Annotated in this window: 10 protein-coding genes; all 10 read right to left on the reverse strand. The window is 48.4% G+C overall.

Going from position 1 to position 20,480, the window contains the following annotated elements; translation table 11 throughout:
• Window positions 1-157 precede the first annotated feature (157 nt).
• Entirely contained in the window at window positions 158-2,941 is a 2,784-nt protein-coding gene (locus V6669_RS24845; RefSeq protein WP_338588460.1) for an alpha-mannosidase, read from the reverse strand.
• On the reverse strand, window positions 2,938-6,117 hold the full coding sequence (locus V6669_RS24850) for a beta-galactosidase (protein WP_338588461.1): 3,180 nt from the start codon (window positions 6,115-6,117) through the stop codon (window positions 2,938-2,940). The genes V6669_RS24845 and V6669_RS24850 overlap by 4 nt, the downstream gene beginning before the upstream one ends.
• Window positions 6,114-7,433, reverse strand: coding sequence for a glycoside hydrolase family 125 protein (locus V6669_RS24855; RefSeq protein WP_338588462.1), 1,320 nt, complete (start codon window positions 7,431-7,433; stop codon window positions 6,114-6,116). The genes V6669_RS24850 and V6669_RS24855 overlap by 4 nt, the downstream gene beginning before the upstream one ends.
• Before the next feature lie 253 nt (window positions 7,434-7,686).
• Window positions 7,687-10,911 carry a glycoside hydrolase family 38 C-terminal domain-containing protein gene (locus tag V6669_RS24860; protein WP_338588463.1) on the reverse strand — a complete coding sequence of 1,075 codons (3,225 nt, stop codon included), beginning with the start codon at window positions 10,909-10,911 and terminating at the stop codon, window positions 7,687-7,689.
• A 4-nt stretch (window positions 10,912-10,915) separates the two neighbouring features.
• Window positions 10,916-13,270: a glycoside hydrolase family 3 N-terminal domain-containing protein gene (locus V6669_RS24865; RefSeq protein ID WP_338595035.1), complete on the reverse strand. Its 2,355-nt coding sequence runs from the start codon at window positions 13,268-13,270 to the stop codon at window positions 10,916-10,918.
• 36 nt (window positions 13,271-13,306) lie between these two features.
• Window positions 13,307-14,227: a carbohydrate ABC transporter permease gene (locus V6669_RS24870; protein WP_338588464.1), complete on the reverse strand. Its 921-nt coding sequence runs from the start codon at window positions 14,225-14,227 to the stop codon at window positions 13,307-13,309.
• A gap of 23 nt (window positions 14,228-14,250) precedes the next feature.
• On the reverse strand, window positions 14,251-15,180 hold the full coding sequence (locus V6669_RS24875) for an ABC transporter permease subunit (RefSeq protein WP_215075695.1): 930 nt from the start codon (window positions 15,178-15,180) through the stop codon (window positions 14,251-14,253).
• A 77-nt stretch (window positions 15,181-15,257) separates the two neighbouring features.
• Window positions 15,258-16,730: an ABC transporter substrate-binding protein gene (locus V6669_RS24880; RefSeq protein ID WP_036673370.1), complete on the reverse strand. Its 1,473-nt coding sequence runs from the start codon at window positions 16,728-16,730 to the stop codon at window positions 15,258-15,260.
• A gap of 281 nt (window positions 16,731-17,011) precedes the next feature.
• Entirely contained in the window at window positions 17,012-18,526 is a 1,515-nt protein-coding gene (locus V6669_RS24885; RefSeq protein WP_338588465.1) for a response regulator transcription factor, read from the reverse strand.
• A 1-nt stretch (window position 18,527) separates the two neighbouring features.
• Window positions 18,528-20,315, reverse strand: coding sequence for a sensor histidine kinase (locus V6669_RS24890; protein WP_338595037.1), 1,788 nt, complete (start codon window positions 20,313-20,315; stop codon window positions 18,528-18,530).
• Window positions 20,316-20,480 lie beyond the last annotated feature (165 nt).

Raw genomic sequence — 20,480 nt, forward strand, 5'->3', positions numbered from 1 at the left:
TCTATAGAAAAACAACCAATAACTCAACAGATACATCTGGTAAATAGCGTAACCCTTCCGCCACCGTACGTAATGTCTAGTGTATAGTACACTTCCAGTCCTGTACCTTTTAGCGTGTGTTCAAAAGTCTGTTTTTCGACTCTTTAAACAACTTTTATCAGCGGCGCAAGCCGACAGTAACGATCTCGCATGAACCTGTCTGTATGTTCCATTTCTTGTTGGCAAATGATAATGTCGACGCCTCTTCTATGTTGTGGGCATGAAGCATCTCGCCCTCTTCCTCCAGGATGTTGCTCTTGTATGCCGTTTCGAATGGCTGTGGATTCGCTTGTGATGCAGCAAGATTCAACGTGGCAGAGTCGGTGGTCATATTAAACCAGCGTAGCATGACATCGCCGGAATCTTCATTCACCTTGAGTGAAGAAAAAGCCAAGCCGTCCCCTTGCCATGCAAACGGTGTGTTGTTAGGTGTCAGATAACCCGGGTGTACTTCAGTCTGTGCCAAAGTCCACGGAACCTGGAACTGATACGCCTCGATATATGCACCTGACGCTGCACCATTTCCATCATGCGGAATGATCTCGATTTTAAACGTATGTTCACCAAGGCATTGTGCTTCAGGTGTCGGGAACAAGCCCCAGTCTCCAAGTTCGCCCACAGCACGAAGCAGCGTAACCGCGATGGTGTTGCGACCATCCTGAAGGACTTCATATTCATTCAGACCCAGATTGGCTACGACCAATCCCGCATCTTTTTCACTCACATCCACAAAACTCTGTTGATGCTGTGTATTGCTTGGATTCTGCCACTCCGGTGCAGGGGTGTTATCACGCGTTGCAATTTCGAACATGGAGTCCACATGATGAACAGCAGATACAAGATCCGTTGGGAAAAGGGCACGCACCCGATGATCCTTCGCCTGATTGTTGAAGGTCGTTTTCAATTGAACGCCTTTTCCACTACGACTGAGTGATATAACTGTGCGGATCTGAAGTGGAATCATTTTCGCTGAACGCTGGGCTTTACGGTATGGATAATAAATCAGTTCCCGTTGTTCCTGATCCAGCATCTCATCCGCCGACTCCGGTATCTCCCAATGATGAATCACTTCGAACGAAGCCAAGTATGATGTATCCTCAAGGACCCGAATCTCAGCCTGAAGCGCTTCAGTTGTCCGAGCCACTTCGTTCTCTGGCTGCTTGAACATGTATTCATTACCGATATCACCCACATTTTCGTACACGCCAAGGTCCTTGTAAGTCCGGCCTGTTCGTTTATCTGTGAGTGTGAATGAACCGTTGTCTGCAATCGTGACAATCAAGTGTTGATTTTCCATGCCACGTTCACCACGCAACAGCGTATTCGTTTTCAATGGAGATCCACTCTTGGCACGATCCGCTGAGTTCACCAAAGCATAAGTCTTCAAGCCAAATGCAGCTACATTTTCTGTTTCAAATCGAATACGTACTCGCCGACAGCTATACGGCTGACGGAAGCGATCATCTGGCAGATCATAGCCAAATTGCAGACCCAGATCCTCCACCGTACATGGAATGTGGTTACCATCTTCATCTACCAGTATGCGATCTGACAGGTCAACGGCGTTCATCCGAGCCGCCATCTCTTCCAGCGAATATCCTTCTCGGAAATACAACCGTGCCGCGTCCAGTTCCATCTGAACTACACCGCTGCGTTCCCAACCCGTTGTATTAAATACCACAACAGGTCGAGCCCCCTCACCGTAACGCTCAAATATGGAGGTATCCACGGCTGTAGCAATCTGGCTGGTGCTCTCTTCAATTAGAGCCTCTGCTACATGACGGCTCTTATCAAACCGTGTCACCATCTCGCGGTGCACCTCATCCACACTGCATCCACAGATGCTGTCATGCGGGTGATTCTGCATTAGCGTTTTCCAGGCATAGGTCAGTTGATCATGTGGATAGGCATGTCCAAGCAGATAGGCGTAGGATGCCAGTGGTTCAGCCACTTTTTCCAGCATGGTCTGGCCCAGCTGATTCATCTGTTTCAGATACACACGAGCCGAGGCGGTGTTCACCAGAGTTCCCCAGCCATCGGTACGCTGACTGCGCAGTTCGCCTTTGACCGTGGACAGTTCATGTTCAGCCGATGCTCTCAAAGCTTCCAGATAATCCGGAAAGTTCGAGTGAACGAACTCAATATCGGGATATAATTGTTCAGCCATGCGAATCGCTTCCGGCAGGTCTCGCTGAATCGGCTGGTGATCACATCCGTTCATGTACAACAACTCATTGGTCGATGCATATTTCTCGGCATCTGCAAGCTTGGTTTCCCAAAACTTGCGGGCCGATTCCTCGTCTACTGGAACTTCATTTCCGTTGGAGTACCAGTTGGCAAACAATACGCCGAGCACTTTTGATCCGTCTGGTCCTTCCCACATCAGCTCCGAGAAGCTTGATTCATATCCGGCATCCGATACCGTATTGTTAAATCCCGTCGGCTTCACACCACGTCCAAAAAACACATTATCAATGCCCGATTGCCGCATCAGCTGCGGAGTCTGTCCGACCAATCCAAATGTATCGGGAAAGTAACCAATCTTCGAAGGGGTTCCATAACGCTTGGCGTCCTTATGTCCAACCTGCATGTTGCGCACATTGGCTTCTCCACTCGTCAGAAACGCATCCTGCAAGATGTACCATGGTCCAATCACAATCCGTCCATTGCGGATATGCTTCTCCAGTCGTTCCTTCTGCTCCGGGCGAACCTGAAGATAGTCATCGATGATAATCGTTTGTCCATCCAAATAAAAGCTTTTATAGTCCGATCCCTCATCAAGCTGATCCAACAGTGAATCGACGAGCTGAATAAGACGCATATGATGCTTCTCATACGGCAAGTACCATTCCCGATCCCAGTGGGTATGCGAAATAATATGTGCTCTCTTTTTCTTGGTCATCGTGTGATCCCACCTCTTTCATCTTGTTGTACAATCTCAACCTCATCAGGGCGATACACCGCAGTCAGGTTTCCAGAAGCATCCGTGGCAAACAGGACGGAACGATTTTTTTCCAATTGGAACTCATACGATACACCTGTACGTTGATCTCTCACATGAACTTCATGGTTCAAGGCAAACTCCGATACAAAAACATACAGATTTCCCTTTGGAAAACTCAGCTTCCGACCATAGATCCCAGCGATATCCCCACCGGATATCCATTCCAGCTCCTGTTCGATGCCCGAAATTTCAGTCGCATAACGGTACAATTCAGCAAGTGGTTCATCCCGTCCGTTTAACTCCAGTGGTAGTGGAGTCCAGATTAATTTCCCTTTGCCCAAAGGAAAAACGGTTACTTCATCTGCTGTACCATTACCCCCATGAAGCAAAGTCTCCTTCGCCACCTCGGCGATACGACGCCGTCCATAGGTCACCCGGTGATTCACGCCATTAATACTCAGCAGTTCTTCCCGCTGCACGTTACCCAGACTGCGTTTGCCTACGATATGATCTGCCCGGTCACTTGCCTTCCAGTACGCATCCAGCCCCAGTGGTCCAGTAATGAGCAGGCTCGTGCCTTCCTTCTCTGCAAACGTGAGCAATTGATGCAGTGCGTCGCTGTCCATATTATGCGGACTCGGCACGATAATCAGTTTTGGTGGCTGCTGCTCCAGCGCTTCCAGATGATATTCGGATAACGCACGGAACGGCAGTTTCAGATCATAGGACATCACGCGAGTAAGCTTCGTTGTGGCATCATATGCCAGGGCACGGTTGGAGAAGTCATTGGTATACGGGAACACCACTGCAATATCTTCCAGCTCACGGTCTTCAAAGAGATCACGAATGCCATGCATGAATCGGCCAAAATCATAAGAAACATCCGCCTCCGGTTTCTCCGTTCCATCTGCACGCAGGGCTCCGATATGAGATTCATTGGCGTTATCCATATAGAAATTGGTGTTCCAGATCCATTGCACCGCTCCTGCGCCGCCTGTCGAGAAAGCATAGGCATACTTGCGTTCGAGAATGCCGCGCAGCTCTTCTTCCGTACGTTTGGCTCGTCCATCCGGGGTTTCCACATACATGATGCCCGTCTCCTGAATGAGATTGGGTTTATGAGGCGTTTTGGCGAAAATGCCGTCCCAGATCAGATCATCGTTTAACCACCAGGAATGCACGGTTGTATAGTCCACTTCACGTTCATAGAAGAACGGCGAAGGACGCTGTGCACCAAGGGCTTCATCCTGTCCCACAGTGACCAGATGATTCGGTACCAGATCCTTGATCGTACCTACAAGCTCTCTTGCCCAAACATTGTGCATCTCCATAGAGAAAAGACAGTAATCGAGCCAGCGTGTTCCTTTTTTGGCCTTGTGCATGTCCTGTACATCAAAATTAATCTCTTCCGCCTCCGGGATCACCGCGGCTGCAAAATTGGGGAGCTGCTTCGGTGACATGTTCCATGCCTCCTGCAACGCCTCAATCGTCTGATGACGCTGCTGAAGCCAAGCGATATAAGCCTGCTGTTCATATGAATCCCTCGCCGAGCGTGGACCAGCTGAGAAGATACGCACCGGATCAAACATGGATGGCTCGTTAATCAGATCCCAGTCCACATGTGTTGTATGCGTGTGACGACTGACGATGCTGCGAATGAAACGTTTCTGAGCCTCGACACTCTGCGGGTCCAGATACGGATTCGTGCCTTCCCATGTCTCCGGTGTAAAGGAGAAGAAAGTGAATGTGACCTGTAAGCCATGGCGTTTCGCCGTTAAAATAAAGGCATCAATGGCACGAAGCACATCCTCTGCCATATGTCCGTCCACCTGCATCATGTTGCGATAGGCGGTCCAGATTCCCGTCCGAATCCAGTTGATGCCGGCTTTTGCCATCTGAGCCATGTCCCGATCCCAGACATCCGCATTCGGTAGAAAGAGAAATTTCCGTGCCACATCGGAGGTCATGTAGGTCATGCCCACAACAGGGAGAGGACGTCCGTCTTTTACAAAATAGTCTCTGCTGCGGGTAATCACTTCCCCTTCTGCCAGCAATGCTGCATCTTGTCCCCAGAAGCCTTGACGCAAGGTCCGAACTTCCCCGTCAGGTGCCTGTGCGCGGCATACGATCCGATACAGCCCACTTTCAATGGAAACCGGGAGAAGTATACGTTCGAAACGCTGCTCACCGGAAAGTTCCATCTCCAGTCGATGGCTCCATACCTTTTCCGTCGTGCCACTTGTGCGATCCTCATGCTCGACCGTTATGTCGAATGTCCACAGCTCAGACGTTGTACGCCTGCTGCCTGCACGCTGTAAAATCTGGCCTTGAAGTGTGAGTACAGCCCGTTCATCTGGCTCATACGAAGCATAATTCGTTTTCAGGGATAACTCCGTTACACCTTGCGCGCAGAATTGCGCCCACTTCACAATCTCGTCAGCGCCATCCTGCGTCCAGAATGAGGTGGTCAGCGGCAGATGCACAAACATCCAACGTGAACCAACGAAAGTCCCGCGCGAGTTTTCCCACAGAACGACCGGAGCGGCGATGCTACGTCCATCCTTGCTCATGCCACGAAGTAATGGATAAATCTGCGTACTCATGGGACCGGATGAACCCATCTGGTGGGGCAGATCACTTGTTTTGGTTGTATGTGGAACCAGATTCCATGTATCTGAAATCTCAAAAAGTCCTTCTTTGCCGGCAAGAAGCGGGATCTGTTCAGATGACGTATACGATTGCACATTGGCAGCAGATACGTTCAACGCCTCATGAATATAGAGTTCCTGGTGATACGCGGTCTGCTCGGACTCTACGACCCATGCCCCATTCTCATATCGAACCGGACGTTTGAAGGGCGCACCACCAACACTGATCAGGCTTCCGCCCTGGTGCAGGTAAGCTGCAATCTCCGTCCAGGCGGACTTGGGAAAATAGGGTGCATGCAGATTGACCAGACATCCTTCACCTGCTGTAGTCTTCAAAGTCTCTGCGAGTTCTTCGGCGTTTACAACGGTGATCTCTTCTACTGCTTTCCATGTATTCAGGGCCTCCTGAGTTGGAGAAGCACCTTCCATTGGAAACGCAGGATCAGCGAAAATAATCAGCTTTTTATCATTAAGTTGGATACTCATAACAGGCCATCCTTCATGGATTTATAGACCAACTGGGAGAACAGGCTGTTGGACCATGCAAACCATTTTCGTGTAAAAATCGTTGGATCATCGGCGTGGAAGCCTTCATGCATATAACCTGTATCCGCATCTGTCGCTTCAAGCATGCGAATAATCTCCAGTTTCTCCTCGGCAGACTGTGCAGTCAGTCCTTGCATGGACAATCCCATATGCCAGATGTAATCTGGTGGTGTGTGCGGACTTCCGATCCCTTTGGCAACCTTGCCTTCATAATAGAACGGGTTCTCTTTGCTCAGAGCGAAGCGGCGCGTGTTCTGGTAGATCGGATCATCCGCTGTGACGTAACCCAGATATGGAATGGACATGAGTCCCGGTGTACCCGCATCGTCCATGAGACAGTGGTTGCCATAACCGTCCGTCTCGTACGCATAGATTGGTCCAAATTCGGGATGACGATAAATCCCGTACAGCTGAATGCCGTGATCCACGTCCTGCTCCAGATCCTTCAATTCCTGCAGAAGTTCCATATCCCGGAACACCCACTCGGCAAACTCCTGCATTTGGCGCAGAGCTACAACCGCGAACATGTTGCCAGGAATATTGTAGTGGAAATCACACGCATCATCACTGGAACGGAAACCGGACCAGATCATACCCGTGTAGTTGACTGGCATACCTTTTCCGTGATTGCGCAGGGAATCTGTTGGGATACCGTTATTGCGTGTGAAGCGATATGGAGATTGTTCCATGTGATGCTGTTCGACTTTGAACAGATCCACGATTTTACGCATCGCTGCTTTGAAGCTTGAATCGAAAATATCGGTCAGTTCGGTTTCCTTCCAATATAAATACGCCAAACGTACAACAAAACATAATGAGTCAATCTCAAATTTTCGTTCCCACACCCAAGGTGACATCTCGGTCTCGTCTGTGGTGTTCCAGTGCCAGTCGTTGGCCGTCTCATTGAAGGCATTGGCATATGGATCGATGTGAACATACTGGATATGACGTTTGATCAGCCCGCCAATAATGCGATGCAGGTCCTCGTCTTCTTTTGCAAACGGAATATAATGTACCACCTGCTCCACGGAATCACGCAGCCAGGAAGCCGGAATATCTCCTGTGATGACAAAAGTGGTACCGTCCTCCATCAACTTGGTTGTTGTTTCGATGGTGTTGGGGAAACAGTTTTTGAATAATTGAAGCAGTTTTGGTCGGTGAGCCAACTTCTGTTCCGCTTCTTCGAGCACGGCTTGAATGGATTGTGGCAAAGCAACAGGTGGCATTGGTATTTTGGGTAATCTGAACTGTTCCATGGATGAGTGCAACTCCTTAAACAAATTGAATGGTGTAGCTATAAAAGATAAACCCATTAACTGCACACTGGGACACTACGATTGCAGTACCATCTTCCGATCGCTGTTATCCCCAGATTTTTTGATTCCCTTCTCTAAAGGGAAAATCAGGTGATAAAGGCGAACGCTTCGCTTCTCCATCTGGTTCTGCACTCTCCGTTATGTGTACATGTTTAAGTTCATCTTATATAGCTCAGAAATATTTCAAAAAGGTTTACCGCAGTAGCACGGTTTGTATTTGGTAAGGGGCGAAGGTCAATGTAATCTGACCATTCGTAATATCCAAAGACTCGCCCGGTTCTTCCAGTGCGTTGGAGTGATAGGCTTGCTCAAAGGCATGCGGCCATTGCAATGTGATGTTTTCGCGTTTGCCTGACGATTCATAGAAACGAAGGACTGTCCCGTGCCCATCCTCTGCCATTTTGACGGTATCGAGAATGACGTGATTACTATTAAAATCAATCCATGCTCCGGTTGCTGGGCGTACAGGGGCCGCATTAGCAGTTGCATCTGCGGTTGGAGCTACCTCAGTCCCTGTGCTTTGCTGTATTTCTTCCCTCTGCTGTACCTGCTCCATCTGCTGCTCTTGTTGTATCTGGCCCTTTTGTTGCACTTGTTTCACCTGCTGTATCGTTACCTCATGATTCAGCTCGGCTGCCTGACGTACGGTGTGTGCTGTTCTCCAGTCTCCGTCGTGTGGATACAGGGAATAGGTGAATTCATGTTCTCCCAGATCGGCGGTGCAATCAGGCCATTTTGGTGCTCGCAGCAAGGACAAACGGATGGTGCTACCTTGCACGTCGTACCCGTATTTGCAATCATTGAGCAGGCTCACGCCGTATCCATATTCGGATACATCCGCGAAGCGATGTCCACAGACTTCATACTGGGCTTGCTCCCAGCTTGTGTTGCGATGTGTTGGACGTTCCAGTGCGCCAAATGGAATCTCGAATGTGGCCTTGGAGGCCACCACATCAATTGGGAAACCAACTTTCAGAAGTTTGTGATCTTCATTCCAGTTCACCTGTGTCTGGAAGTCAATTCGCCGTGAGTCATGATAAAAGACGATATCTTGTGTAATCACCGATTGATGAAGCTTCCAGCGGAAACGCAAGACATCTTTCGTTGTACCCGCCAGCACCAGCTTTTTCTCCAACAGTTCCACTTCGCCAGCAATCTGTTCTTCATAACGACTGTCGATATCCCATGCATCCCAGAGCGTTGGACGATCATGGAAGAAGTGAAGTTGATTGCCCCGTTCACCCGACTTCAACATCTCACGCTCTGCGGTTTTATCCCACAGGCGGATGATCTCCCCACGTTCATTGAACTGCACATGATATAAGGCAGTATCCCATGTATCTTTAAAGGTTGGTTGTGCGGCAAGGTTCTTCATTTCCCGTACATTCGTTTCCCTTGTATTTTCCGGTACCAGCCAAATCGTTTTATATCCAAACGCCGGAATGTCTGTCACGAGAATAGACATACTGCCATCTTCCCGATCCATCCGCAGGCGCTGACCTTTTTCATCGATGCCATAGCGATCCAAGCCATCCTGCACAGCCAATTGAACGACTGCACTTCGTTTCCAGCCCAGACTGTTGAATACAACATAGGCTACTGAACCTTCTGGCCCCTCTGTGTTGATACCCGTTGTTAATGCTGAAACGCCTTGATCCAGTCCGGTTCTGCCCAATTCAAAAACCTGTACATATTCCTCATTCGAAGTCACGTAGGATTCCGTAATCGCCGATCCCGGTATAATATCGTGGAATTGATTCAGCAAAATTAATTTCCAGCCGTCATGCAGTGCTGAACGCACTTGAACTTCGGTATTCGCCTCCATATCTGGCAGAGCGAGTGTATTCCACAGCTCAGCTTCTCGATATAGAACCTCCGCTTTCCGGTTGTTGCGCTTATTGCGCGCATGTGTCGTGTAGGTTCCCCGGTGTAACTCCAGATACAGATCGCCATGCCACTTCGGAAGTACAGGTTGCTCCTTTTCAATTCCGGCAAAGAAAGCTCCAGCTGTGCTATAACGACTCGCAGGCTGACCTACCATCAGGTCTGCGCGATCCACATACTCCAGCATCTCGCGTGTTACCCCACCGCCGCCATCTCCGTGTCCGTATAGAAGCATATGCTCCGGATGCGCTGCTTTCTCACGGTATGATTGCCAGTGATCATGAATATCCTTCGGCAGCGTGTGCTCGTTAACACCATGATTGAGGTAAGAAAGAATTGGTGTTCCGTCAATGCCCACCCAGTGGAAGAGATCATATGGAAATACATTTGTGTCATTCCATCCGAGCTTTGTTGTCATGAAATACTCCACATTGCCATGCTTCAAAATCTGCGGCAGGGAGGCACAGTACCCGAATGTATCCGGCAACCACTCAATCTGTGACGTCTTGCCAAACTCCTCCATATAGAAACGCTGACCATACAACATCTGGCGTATCAGGGACTCTCCGCTCGGGATGTTCAGATCCGGCTCAACCCACATGCCGCCAACCAGCTCCCAACGTCCTTCTACAATCCGCTGCTTCACCCGCGCGTACAGCTCGGGATCATGCTCCTTCAGAAATGCATATAATAAGGGCTGACTCTGGGAATAAACATAGTCCGGATATTCATTCATGAGTGCATCTACGGTGGAGAAAGTACGGCTCGTTTTGCGTACCGTCTCACGTACAGGCCACAGCCAGGCAATATCAATGTGGGACTGTCCCACCATATGCTCCAGACCTTCCGCGTTGCCGCCAATCTCACGTACATGATGCTTCAGATTATTCTCAATCTGACGAATACCCTCTCCCTGCTCAATCTCTTCTGCTGACATGCCTACAAATTGATCCATCGCACGATATACCAGTTCTAAAAGGCGAACCCGCCGAAAGTCACTTTCCGGTAGCAACACAGCCGAATCACGCACAATAATGACGGTATACATCAGACTGCGAACCGCTTCATTGGGTCTCACCAGCAGGCTCGTAATTGATGTGATCGGTGGCTGAATAACCGCCTGTTGATTCAAGGGGTCCACGGGTTCAGGTACCGGATCAAACATCTCAATCTCAAGTTCCGGAGCGTTTCCGACTTTGGATGGATCAAGCGTGACGTAGGTATGATTGCGGTCAAGGCCCTGATAAGAGTGCCCATTTACCCGAAGCAAGCCTTCTCCGCCTGTCTCAAATACAAGCCCATAAGGTGCTTGCTGCCATGTAGTAGGGATATCCAGACGTTTTCTGAAAAAATAAGTCGTTCCCTGTTTGCTCGGAAAACGATCAAAATCTTGCCCTTCGGGGTACTCACCCTGATCCTCATACTGTCCTGGCACGTTATAATAAGCGCGGGTAATGTCCCAGCTGCGCAGCTGTAATTGCTCCAGCCACTGATGTTCGGACAACTCGCGAATAAATCGTCTGATACGTTCCAAAATCTTACGCCTCCCTTACGGTCAGTTCGGCTATTTGCGTATCGTTTACGCTGCTGCCGATATGAATATGGAATTGTCCCGGTTCAACAACAGGCTTCAAGTCACGACCAATATACTGTAACTGCTCGGCTCCGATTTGGAATTCCACGGTCTGTGTCTCTCCAGGCTCCAGGTTCACTTTTGCAAACCCCTTCAGTTCCTTGGCTGGACGAGTCAGTGAGCTGACCACGTCAGAGATGTACATCTGTACAACTTCTGCACCTGCATATGGGCCGGTGTTGGTCACATCCACCGATACCGTAACTGAATCACCAGCTGCCATGGACACATCACTCAACTGAGGTTCACTGTACTCAAATGTGGTATAGCTTAGTCCGTATCCAAATGCATATCGTGGCTCCAGATCCTCTTCGAGGTAACGCTTGCCGCGGGAACGTTTGCCGTTATAATAGATCGGTAATTGGCCGACATGCTTCGGAATGGAGATCGTCAATTTGCCTGACGGATTCACATCACCGAATAAAATATCTGCAATGGCATGACCGCCCTCTTGACCCGGATACCACGCCTCCAGAATCGCATCGGCATGTTCATCTACCCAAGGTTCAGTGATGGGACGACCATTAATGTAAACAACGACAAGTTTCTTGCCGAGCTTGTGAATCTCCTGAATGAGTTCCAACTGTACTCCGGCAAGACCCAACGTCATCCGGTCGATCCCTTCGCCACACTCCATATCATTCCAGGAGTTATCCGACACATTGGAAGCGCCCGTTTTCAGATCAATCGTTCCTTCTCCAAAGTCACGTGCACTGGAGCCGCCAACCACCATAATGACCGTATCCGCTTGACTGGCAACTTCAAGGGCACGCTCGAATCCTTCTTTCGAATCACCCTTGATCCGGCAGCCTGGTGCATAAAGAACCTGATCTGCACTGCTGTCACCAGTCAAAGGACCAACAGAACTCTTCTCCGTTTGCCCATCCACATGATTAGCCAGCTTACTGCGAATCCCATCCAGTACCGTCGCCACTTTCGACTTCGGTTGCGGAGATGTGTAATCACCCAGTTGATTGTAGGCCTGATCCGCATTGGGACCAATGACGGCAATCCGACCCACATTTGCTATCGATAGAGGTAACATGTCAGCCTCATTTTTGAGAAGTACAACGCCTTCCGCAGCCAACTGTCGTGCCAGCTGAACATGCGCTTCACTGCCAATGACTTCTGCTGCACGATCGGCATCCACGTAAGGCTGTTCGAATAAGCCCAGTCTGAACTTCAACGCCAGCACGCGAGAGACAGCCTGATCCAGAACCTGCACATCAAGCTTGCCTTCTTCCACCGCCTGCACCAGATATTGCCCAAACATCTCACCGGACATCTCCATATCGATGCCTGCCTCAATCGCCTGTACGGAAGCTTCCATTCCATCTGCCGCGACATCATGCCCACTTGCCAGCATGTTGATCGCACCACAATCCGTAATGACCAGACCGTCAAAACCCCAATCCTTACGCAAAACATCTTCCAGCAATTCCGTATTCACGGTGCAAGGCGTGCCATCAATTTCGTTATATGCCGGCATGATCGACGCCGCGCCAGCTTCCACCGCTTTGCGGAATGGATACAGATCCACTTCCAGCAGTTCACGCCAGCCCATATGTACAGGCCCTGCATTACGTCCACCTTCGGAGCTGCCGTAACCAACAAAATGTTTCAGCGTTGCGGCTACTGTATCTCCACGGTCCAGACTTTCACCCTGAAGCCCTTCCACGGAAGCAACTGCCAGTTCTCCAATGAGATATGGATCTTCACCGAAACATTCCTCGGTACGTCCCCAGCGCGGATCACGCACAACATCCAATACCGGAGAATAGGTGACCGCACCACCTTGGGCACGTGTCTCCCTTGCTACTGCCTGGCACATCTCCCGATACAGATCCACATTCCAGGTGCTCCCCAGTAAAAGGGGGACAGGATAGACCGTTCCGTCAATGGCCATATGACCATGCGAGCACTCTTCCCCAATCAGGATGGGAATCCCCAGTCTGGAATGCTCTACCGCATAACGTTGAATCAGATTAACCGCCTCAGCGCCTTCTCTGGCGGATAGTCCATTTTCCAGCGTAACGCCAGTCCACGGATCTGCCCGAAGCGCACCGTAAAGGGAGCCGATGCCCCCATTTTCCACTTGCTGCTTAAAGGATTCATTTAACGTGATGTTCCCCTGATCATTCGTATAGGTCTGCCAGCCAAATGGCTGAGTAAGTTGGCCAACCTTTTCTTCCGTAGTCATCAGGCTAAGCAGGTGTTGTACCCGTTCCTCTACGGATTTGCTGTGGTCCTTGTAAGTCATCAATCTGCATCTCTCCAATCCTATAACGTGATCCGGTTATTCTTTGACCGCGCCCACTGTCAGACCCTGTACGAAATAACGCTGGAAGAACGGATAAGCGAATATAATCGGCAACGTAGCAAGCACAACCATCGCCATTCGGGACGTATCCTGCGGAATGGACTGCATGGCTGCCAGACTCATCGAACTGTTAGCAGAGTTCTGCTGGATAAACTGGATGCTCGACTCAATCCGCATCAGCATGGATTGCAGCGGTACCAGATTGGGATTGTCGATGTATAATAGCGCATTGAACCAATCATTCCAGTAACCGAGTGTACTGAACAACCCGATGGTTGCAAGTCCCGGCAAGGAGAGTGGAATCACGATTTTCATAAAGGTATAAAACTCACCGGCGCCATCAATTTTGGCCGATTCAATGACTGCATCCGGCACACTAGTGGAGTAGAATGTACGCAGGATCATAATATAGAAGGCATTCATCGCCAGCGGCAGAATCAGTGCCCATAACGTATCTTTCAATCCAAGCAGCTGGGATACGACCATATAGGTTGGAATCATCCCGCCGTTGAACAACATGGTCAGAATCGCAAAGATGGAGAAAAATCTCCGATATCTGAAGCTCTTACGGGAAATCGCATACGCATACAGCGACATCAAAATCAGACTGATAATGGTGCCGAGTACCGTTACCAGAATGGTAACCCCGTACGCGCGCAACAGCGTGTCCCCACTCTGCCAGACAAACTGATATGCCGCTAGACTCCATTCTGCCGGAATCAGACGATATCCATCACGGGCCAGTGCTTTCTCGTCCGTAAACGAGATGATGACTACAAATATAAAAGGAAATACACAGATCAGAGCAAATAGACCGGCGATGATGTTCATGATTACGTTCCAACCGCTGGATACGTGGTGGAAGTCGCGTTTTTTAACAATCCCTGCTTGAGCCATGGTGGTTCACTCCTTTCCCTGTCCTAGAATAGGCTGCTGTCTTTATCTACTTTGCGCACAACATAGTTAGAGATCATAACGAGTACAAAACCTACGACGGATTGATACAATCCCGCAGCTGTACTCATGCCAATCTCACCACTTGTTTTCAATCCACGATATACGTACGTATCGATAACATTGGTAACGGAATAGAGCGTACCCGAATCCCTAGGCACCTGATAGAACAGTCCAAAGTCGGCATAGAAAATGCGGCCTACGGCCAGCAAGGTCATTATCGTAATGATGGGCGACAGCAACGGGATCGTAATGTTACGAATTTGCTGCCATTTGCTTGCCCCATCGATCATGGCTGCTTCATAGAGCGATTTATCAATCCCCAGAATGGAGGCCAGATAGACAACGCTGCTATAACCAATTGTTTTCCATAACGCTACGAATACCAGAATATACGGCCAATATTTCGCCTCGGAGTACCACTGAATTGGTTCCATCCCGAACCAGCCGATAATCTGATTCAGCATCCCGCGATCCATACTCAAGAAACTGAAAGCGAAGTAACCAACGATAACCCAGGATAGAAAATACGGCAGAAACATGCCGGTTTGATACAGTTTGGCGAGTCGTTTATTCACTAGTTCCGAGAGCAGGATTGCCAATGCCACAGCAAATACCAGTCCCAAGAAGATAATGGCGATGTTATAAAAGAGGGTGTTGCGTGTAATGAGCCATGCGTCACTTGTGCTGAACAAGAATTTGAAATTGTCCCAGCCAACCCATTCACTTTTCATCAGACTTGCCCAGAACCCTTCACGGCTGAATCGATATTCTTTGAAAGCAGCCACTGTGCCCACAAGTGGCAAGTAGGAGAAGAAGAAGAACCAGATGGCGCCTGGCAGCACCATGAGCAGCATGACTCGATTTCTAATCAGGTTTTTCAAAAATGTAGTCATTGTGGAGATCCTCCTTCAGGCTTGAATGAAAAAGGACCGGACGCGATAATCAGCCGCCCGATCCTTACGATGTATCGTTACTTGTTTTCCGCTCTCCAGGCATCCAGTTGGCTTTGGGCTTCAGCCATTACTTTCTCCAGTCCGGCTTGATTGAACTTCTCAATCACTTGATCCAGATTGGCTGCCGGGTCCAGTGTACCTGTCATCAGTGCTGCCCAATATTGCTCTTTCACGTTCTGTACCGCTGTCAGTTCGGCAGATACATTGCTTGCATCAAAGTTAAAGCTGAGGATCGGGGAATTGACACCTTCAGCGTTAAACTTCTTGAACTCATCCCATTTGTTATCCGGGTCATTGCTGTTCAGATAGAGCAGCATGTTGTTCCCAAGGGAGTATGAAGGCATATCGTAGTTTTTCGATTCAGGCAGATTTTCCATATGTGTGTCATCCACTTTTTTGTAGTGTGTGCCCTCGATACCGGAATCCACCATATTACGCAGCACAGGATCTGTATTCAGCAGGTTCAGGAACTCCATCGCTTTCTCCGGATATTCCGAGTTGGCAGAGATCGCCATAATGGAGCCTTGTACAGATGTATTCGTTATAATTGCTTCACTTGCAGGTGTTGAAACAACTTGATAACCGTAACTTGCAGACCATTGATTGTCCGCGAGCGGTTGAGTCTGTGCACGATCCAGGAACCAGTTGCCCGATGTTGTCAGGTCGTTCGTGGAACCTGTTGTTGCCGCTTCTGCCGATACATAACCGGCTTTGTAGTACTTGTGCATCGTGGTTAGTGCTTCTTTCATTTCAGGTGTTTCCAGTATGTTCACGAGTTTATAGTCTGTTGTATCCAGCTTGATTGCCATTGGCAGATTCTGAATGACATAGTCATATGGCACGTAAGGAACATAGTTTTTATCCATGGCAAATGGTGTTACACTCGCCTCGTTTTCCTTAATTGTTTTGAGCAGAGGCTCCAGACTGTCTAACGTACGAACGCCAGAGATGTCCAACTTGTATTTATCAACCAGCATTTGGTTAAAGCGCCATACCTCTTGTTGTGGCAACTCTTTGTTGGCTGGAATTCCGTAATTGTGTCCATCTACCTTGGAACCGCTGAGGAATGCAGGATCAATGGTCTTGGTAAGATCCTGACCGTATTCAGCAAGCAGGTCATCCAGTTCGAGGAATGCACCTTTTCTGGCATTTTGTACATAATCGAATCCACCAGAAGAAGTGAACAGAATGTCCATTGGCTCACCGGATGCTACGTTAACCTGCATCTTCTGCGGGTAGTCACCCCAGTCAACCATCTTCATTGTTACCGTGGCATTAATTTTCTCTTTGGTATACTTGCTCACTTCTTCCATCACTTTGTTGACGTCTTTCTGAGGGGTACCGATGGTATACCAGATCAACTCTACCGCGTCATCTCCAGCTCCCCCAGATTCCGAAGCATCTTTGCTTCCTCCACAGGCACTAAGAACAAGTGTAACGGCCATTAACAATGCAAGAACGAGTGAGAAGCGTTTTCTTTGTTTACTCATTTCTTTGATCCTCCCTTTTCGTGTTCCCTTAGGCTCTACTTACTAACTGCTTTAACCTTATCGAATGAAAGCATTTACAAAAAGAAGATAAACTTAAGTTTTCGAGGTACAAATTAAAGAGAAATCATCCTTGGACAACTATTTTGTACCTGTTTAAATAAATCGCTTACATGAAAGAGACATGCCGGGTAACGTATGCCATGATTTTCATCCATGCCATTCCTGTTCCCGATATGTCTCTTGGCTCTCTGTCCGCATAGTTGGATCTACCCGTCACCGAATTAACCAAACACCTTGAAATCAGTCGGTGAAATCCCCACATATTTGCGGAACTGTTTATAGAAATACCCCGTCTCCCAATACCCCACATTTCGGGCGATCTCATGTACCTTCAGATTGGAATTGCGTAGTTGCTCCTTCGCACGTTCAATCCGGTATTTGTTGATATATTCGGCAAACGTCTCCCCGGTCTCCTTATGAAACAATTGTCCCAAATACACCGGATGCAGATGATAGTGGGCACCCAGCAGCTTCAAGGAAAGCTCTTCTGCGTAGTGTTTGTCGATATGCTGAAGCACTTGGTTCACAATCGGATTCTTCAGATCCTGCAATAGGGATTGGATCGTCTGCGACCCAACCTGCTGAAGCGCCCGCACGAGTTCATCAAAAGTACCACTGTCCAGTACAAGTTGAAGCCCTTGTTGGTATATGGCAGACTCATCCGAGTGTTTGATGCTCTCCAGTTCCATTTTGAAGCGAATCACAACTTCCAGTGCGGTATTCTGTAACTCCCCAGGCGTAAGCCCATCGCGATGCTGTTCAAAATCCATGCGAATCCGGTCGGCAAGTTGTTCTGTATTGCGGGACAGAATGAGTTTGGCGTATTCCCTCCAATCAATGAAAAAGGTCGCTGTTGAACTTCCGCACCTTTCCAGTATGCCATGGTCGATGACTTTAAGGTCGGGATAAATCATCACATACTGGAGTGCTTTTTTGGCCTCGGCATAACTGGTCGGCGCATGGTACAGCCCTTTCATCATTCTGCCTGCTCCAATGCGCACCGCCGGATGGGTTACGGTTATCTCATCAGATAATGCCTGCAGGCCATCCATCAAATTCTGTTCCTCGTCACTCGTACCCTGAATATTGGCAATAATGACGATGTCTCCATCGATATCATGAAATACGTTCAGATGGCGTCTGTCTCTCAGCATCTCTTCTACACGTTCAAACATGCCGGGTACTTGCCCTTTGTCACGTAGAATGGCCACAGCAACGTCCGGTGCATCCAACGAAAGGTTCATAAACTGGGCACGTTCTTCAAATTCAGTAGCTGCAATCTGTCCCGTAAGCCATCGATGAAGAATGTTATCTTTCAGAATCTGAATCCCATAAGCATCATCGGCTTGAGGTGACACCGTATGATCAAGCTTGGACGCGGTGTTGCTCAGCGTGGATTCCAGTTCCTCCACATTAATCGGTTTGAGCAGATAGTTTTCAATCCCCAACTGCATGCCTTCCTTCAGATATTCGAACTCATTGAAACCACTCAGTATAATGACCTTAATCTCAGGTTGTACACGCCTTGCTTCCCGAATCAGGTCAAGACCATTCATGAGTGGCATGGATATATCCGTAATCAGAATGTCCACAGGCTGAGAAGATAGCGCTTGTAACGCTGCTTGCCCATTACCTGCATGACTCACAATTTCCATACCAAATGAAGACCAATCCACAATATCGTATAAGCCTTCAATGATGAATGGCTCATCGTCCACAATAAACACCTTGTACATGTTAAACACCTGTCCCTTCTCTATGTGGATAACGCACCCTGATCCGTGTTCCTTCTCCAAGGGTGCTCTCTATGGTGATACCGAACTCTGGTCCATACAGGAAGCGCAATCGACTATGGACACTGCGCAGCCCGAACATCTGACCAGACTCTTCAGGACGTTCCAGTTCTTCAAGGATTTCCGTCAGGCGTGCTGGATCAATGCCTTTGCCATTATCTCTGACTTCCACTTGCACCACATCATCTGTTTCTTCCACAACAATCGATAATCGGTTATCCGAACGTTCTGTCTGAATGCCATGTACGACATAATTCTCAATGATGGGTTGCAGCGAAAGTTTCACCACAGGGTGTTGATAATAAGCAGCATCGATCTGGATCGTATATATGAAAATATCCTTGTAGCGGATTCGGAATAACTCCAGATACAAGCGACAAGCTTCCATCTCATCCTTCAGCGTATAATTTTTCTTCTGCTGTACCAGGCTCTTGAACAATACGGATAAACTATAGATCATCTCGCCAACATCTCTCGCCCCCTGGGATATCGCCCTCATCCGAATCACTTCAAGCGTATTGTAGAGAAAATGAGGGTTGATGCGCGCCTGTAATGCGACCAACTCGGTCTCCTTCTGTTTGATCTCGGCTTTGTAGACTCGTTCAATATACAGATTCAGCTCATCCAGCATGTCGTTGAAGCTATGGGAGATCTGCCCCAGTTCATCATCTCGCGGATCGTCGATGCGAGCCGTCAAGTTGCCGTATTTCACTTTCTGCGTAAAGCGGATAATTCGACGAGTTCGTTTGGCAAAGTTAATAATGAAAAACGCCGGAACCAGCACAGCAAATAAAATACACACAATACTGATCGAGATGATGGTATTGCGAATGCCCGCATAGGTTTCAGCCATCTCTTCTACCGGAACGGTGCCAATGACCACATAACCCTGATCCGCGGAGACAAACTTGTTCACATACATGTTCTGCTCCTTTTTCATCGAATCCATATCCGTCTGATCAAACAGGGAATCGGCCACATTCACGTAGGGATACTTCTTCCCGTAATAATGATTGTTGGAGTCAAATAACACTGTCCCTTTCGCCGATAACACCACGATTTCTCCCTTGAGATTACTCTCGTAGTTATCCAGCGCGTTACCGATTCCCTCCGAGTCAAAGAAGACAAGAAACTGGCCCAGATTTCGAAGAGTCTGTGTATTGTTAATCGGTACGCGAATGGAGTAGAGTGCAGGGTCCCATTGATTAATCTCTTTGCGAATCCAGTAATTGGGTGCACTGATATTGGGCGTTTCCATCGCCATCACGTCCGGAATATAGGAATGAGCCACATTGGCGTCCAGCTTGCGGAACTGCTTGTGTTGATTAAAGGTAGACAGATCCTGCTGCTCAGCGCTATACAACATGAGTTGGTTAATCTGCGAATTACGATCCATAATGTTCTGAAAATGTTTTAACACATCGGCAGAATAGTCATCCTGATTGGCGTAATATCCATTGGTCATGTGCTGAACATATTCAGCGTACGAATGATTCATCAGATAAGTAATGTTGGCGGACAGTGCCTCATTCTGATGCATATCCCTCACCATATTCTGTACCGATTCATACTGCTGATGAATGTATCGATCCACATGTTCCATCGCCGCTTTCTGGATCGCCAGTTCCCGGCGAATCGTGGAGTCGGACACTGACAGGAAGATGATATAAGACAATGTAATGATCGTGACAATGGATATCATCGAGAAGATCAGTAGCATTTTCATAAACATATTATTTTTGAAGAAATTATTGTAAACGCTAACAATTTTCAAGTCGCATGTTCCCTCCGATGCTGTATTCCTGACTATATAAGTAGAACTAAAGATTATTAACACTGACACTACGATGACAGAATAACCTTCCAATCGCTGTTATCCCCAGATTTCTTTGATTCT

It is taken from the genome of Paenibacillus sp. Y5S-9 (genome assembly GCF_036894235.1).
GTDB lineage: Bacteria > Bacillota > Bacilli > Paenibacillales > Paenibacillaceae > Paenibacillus.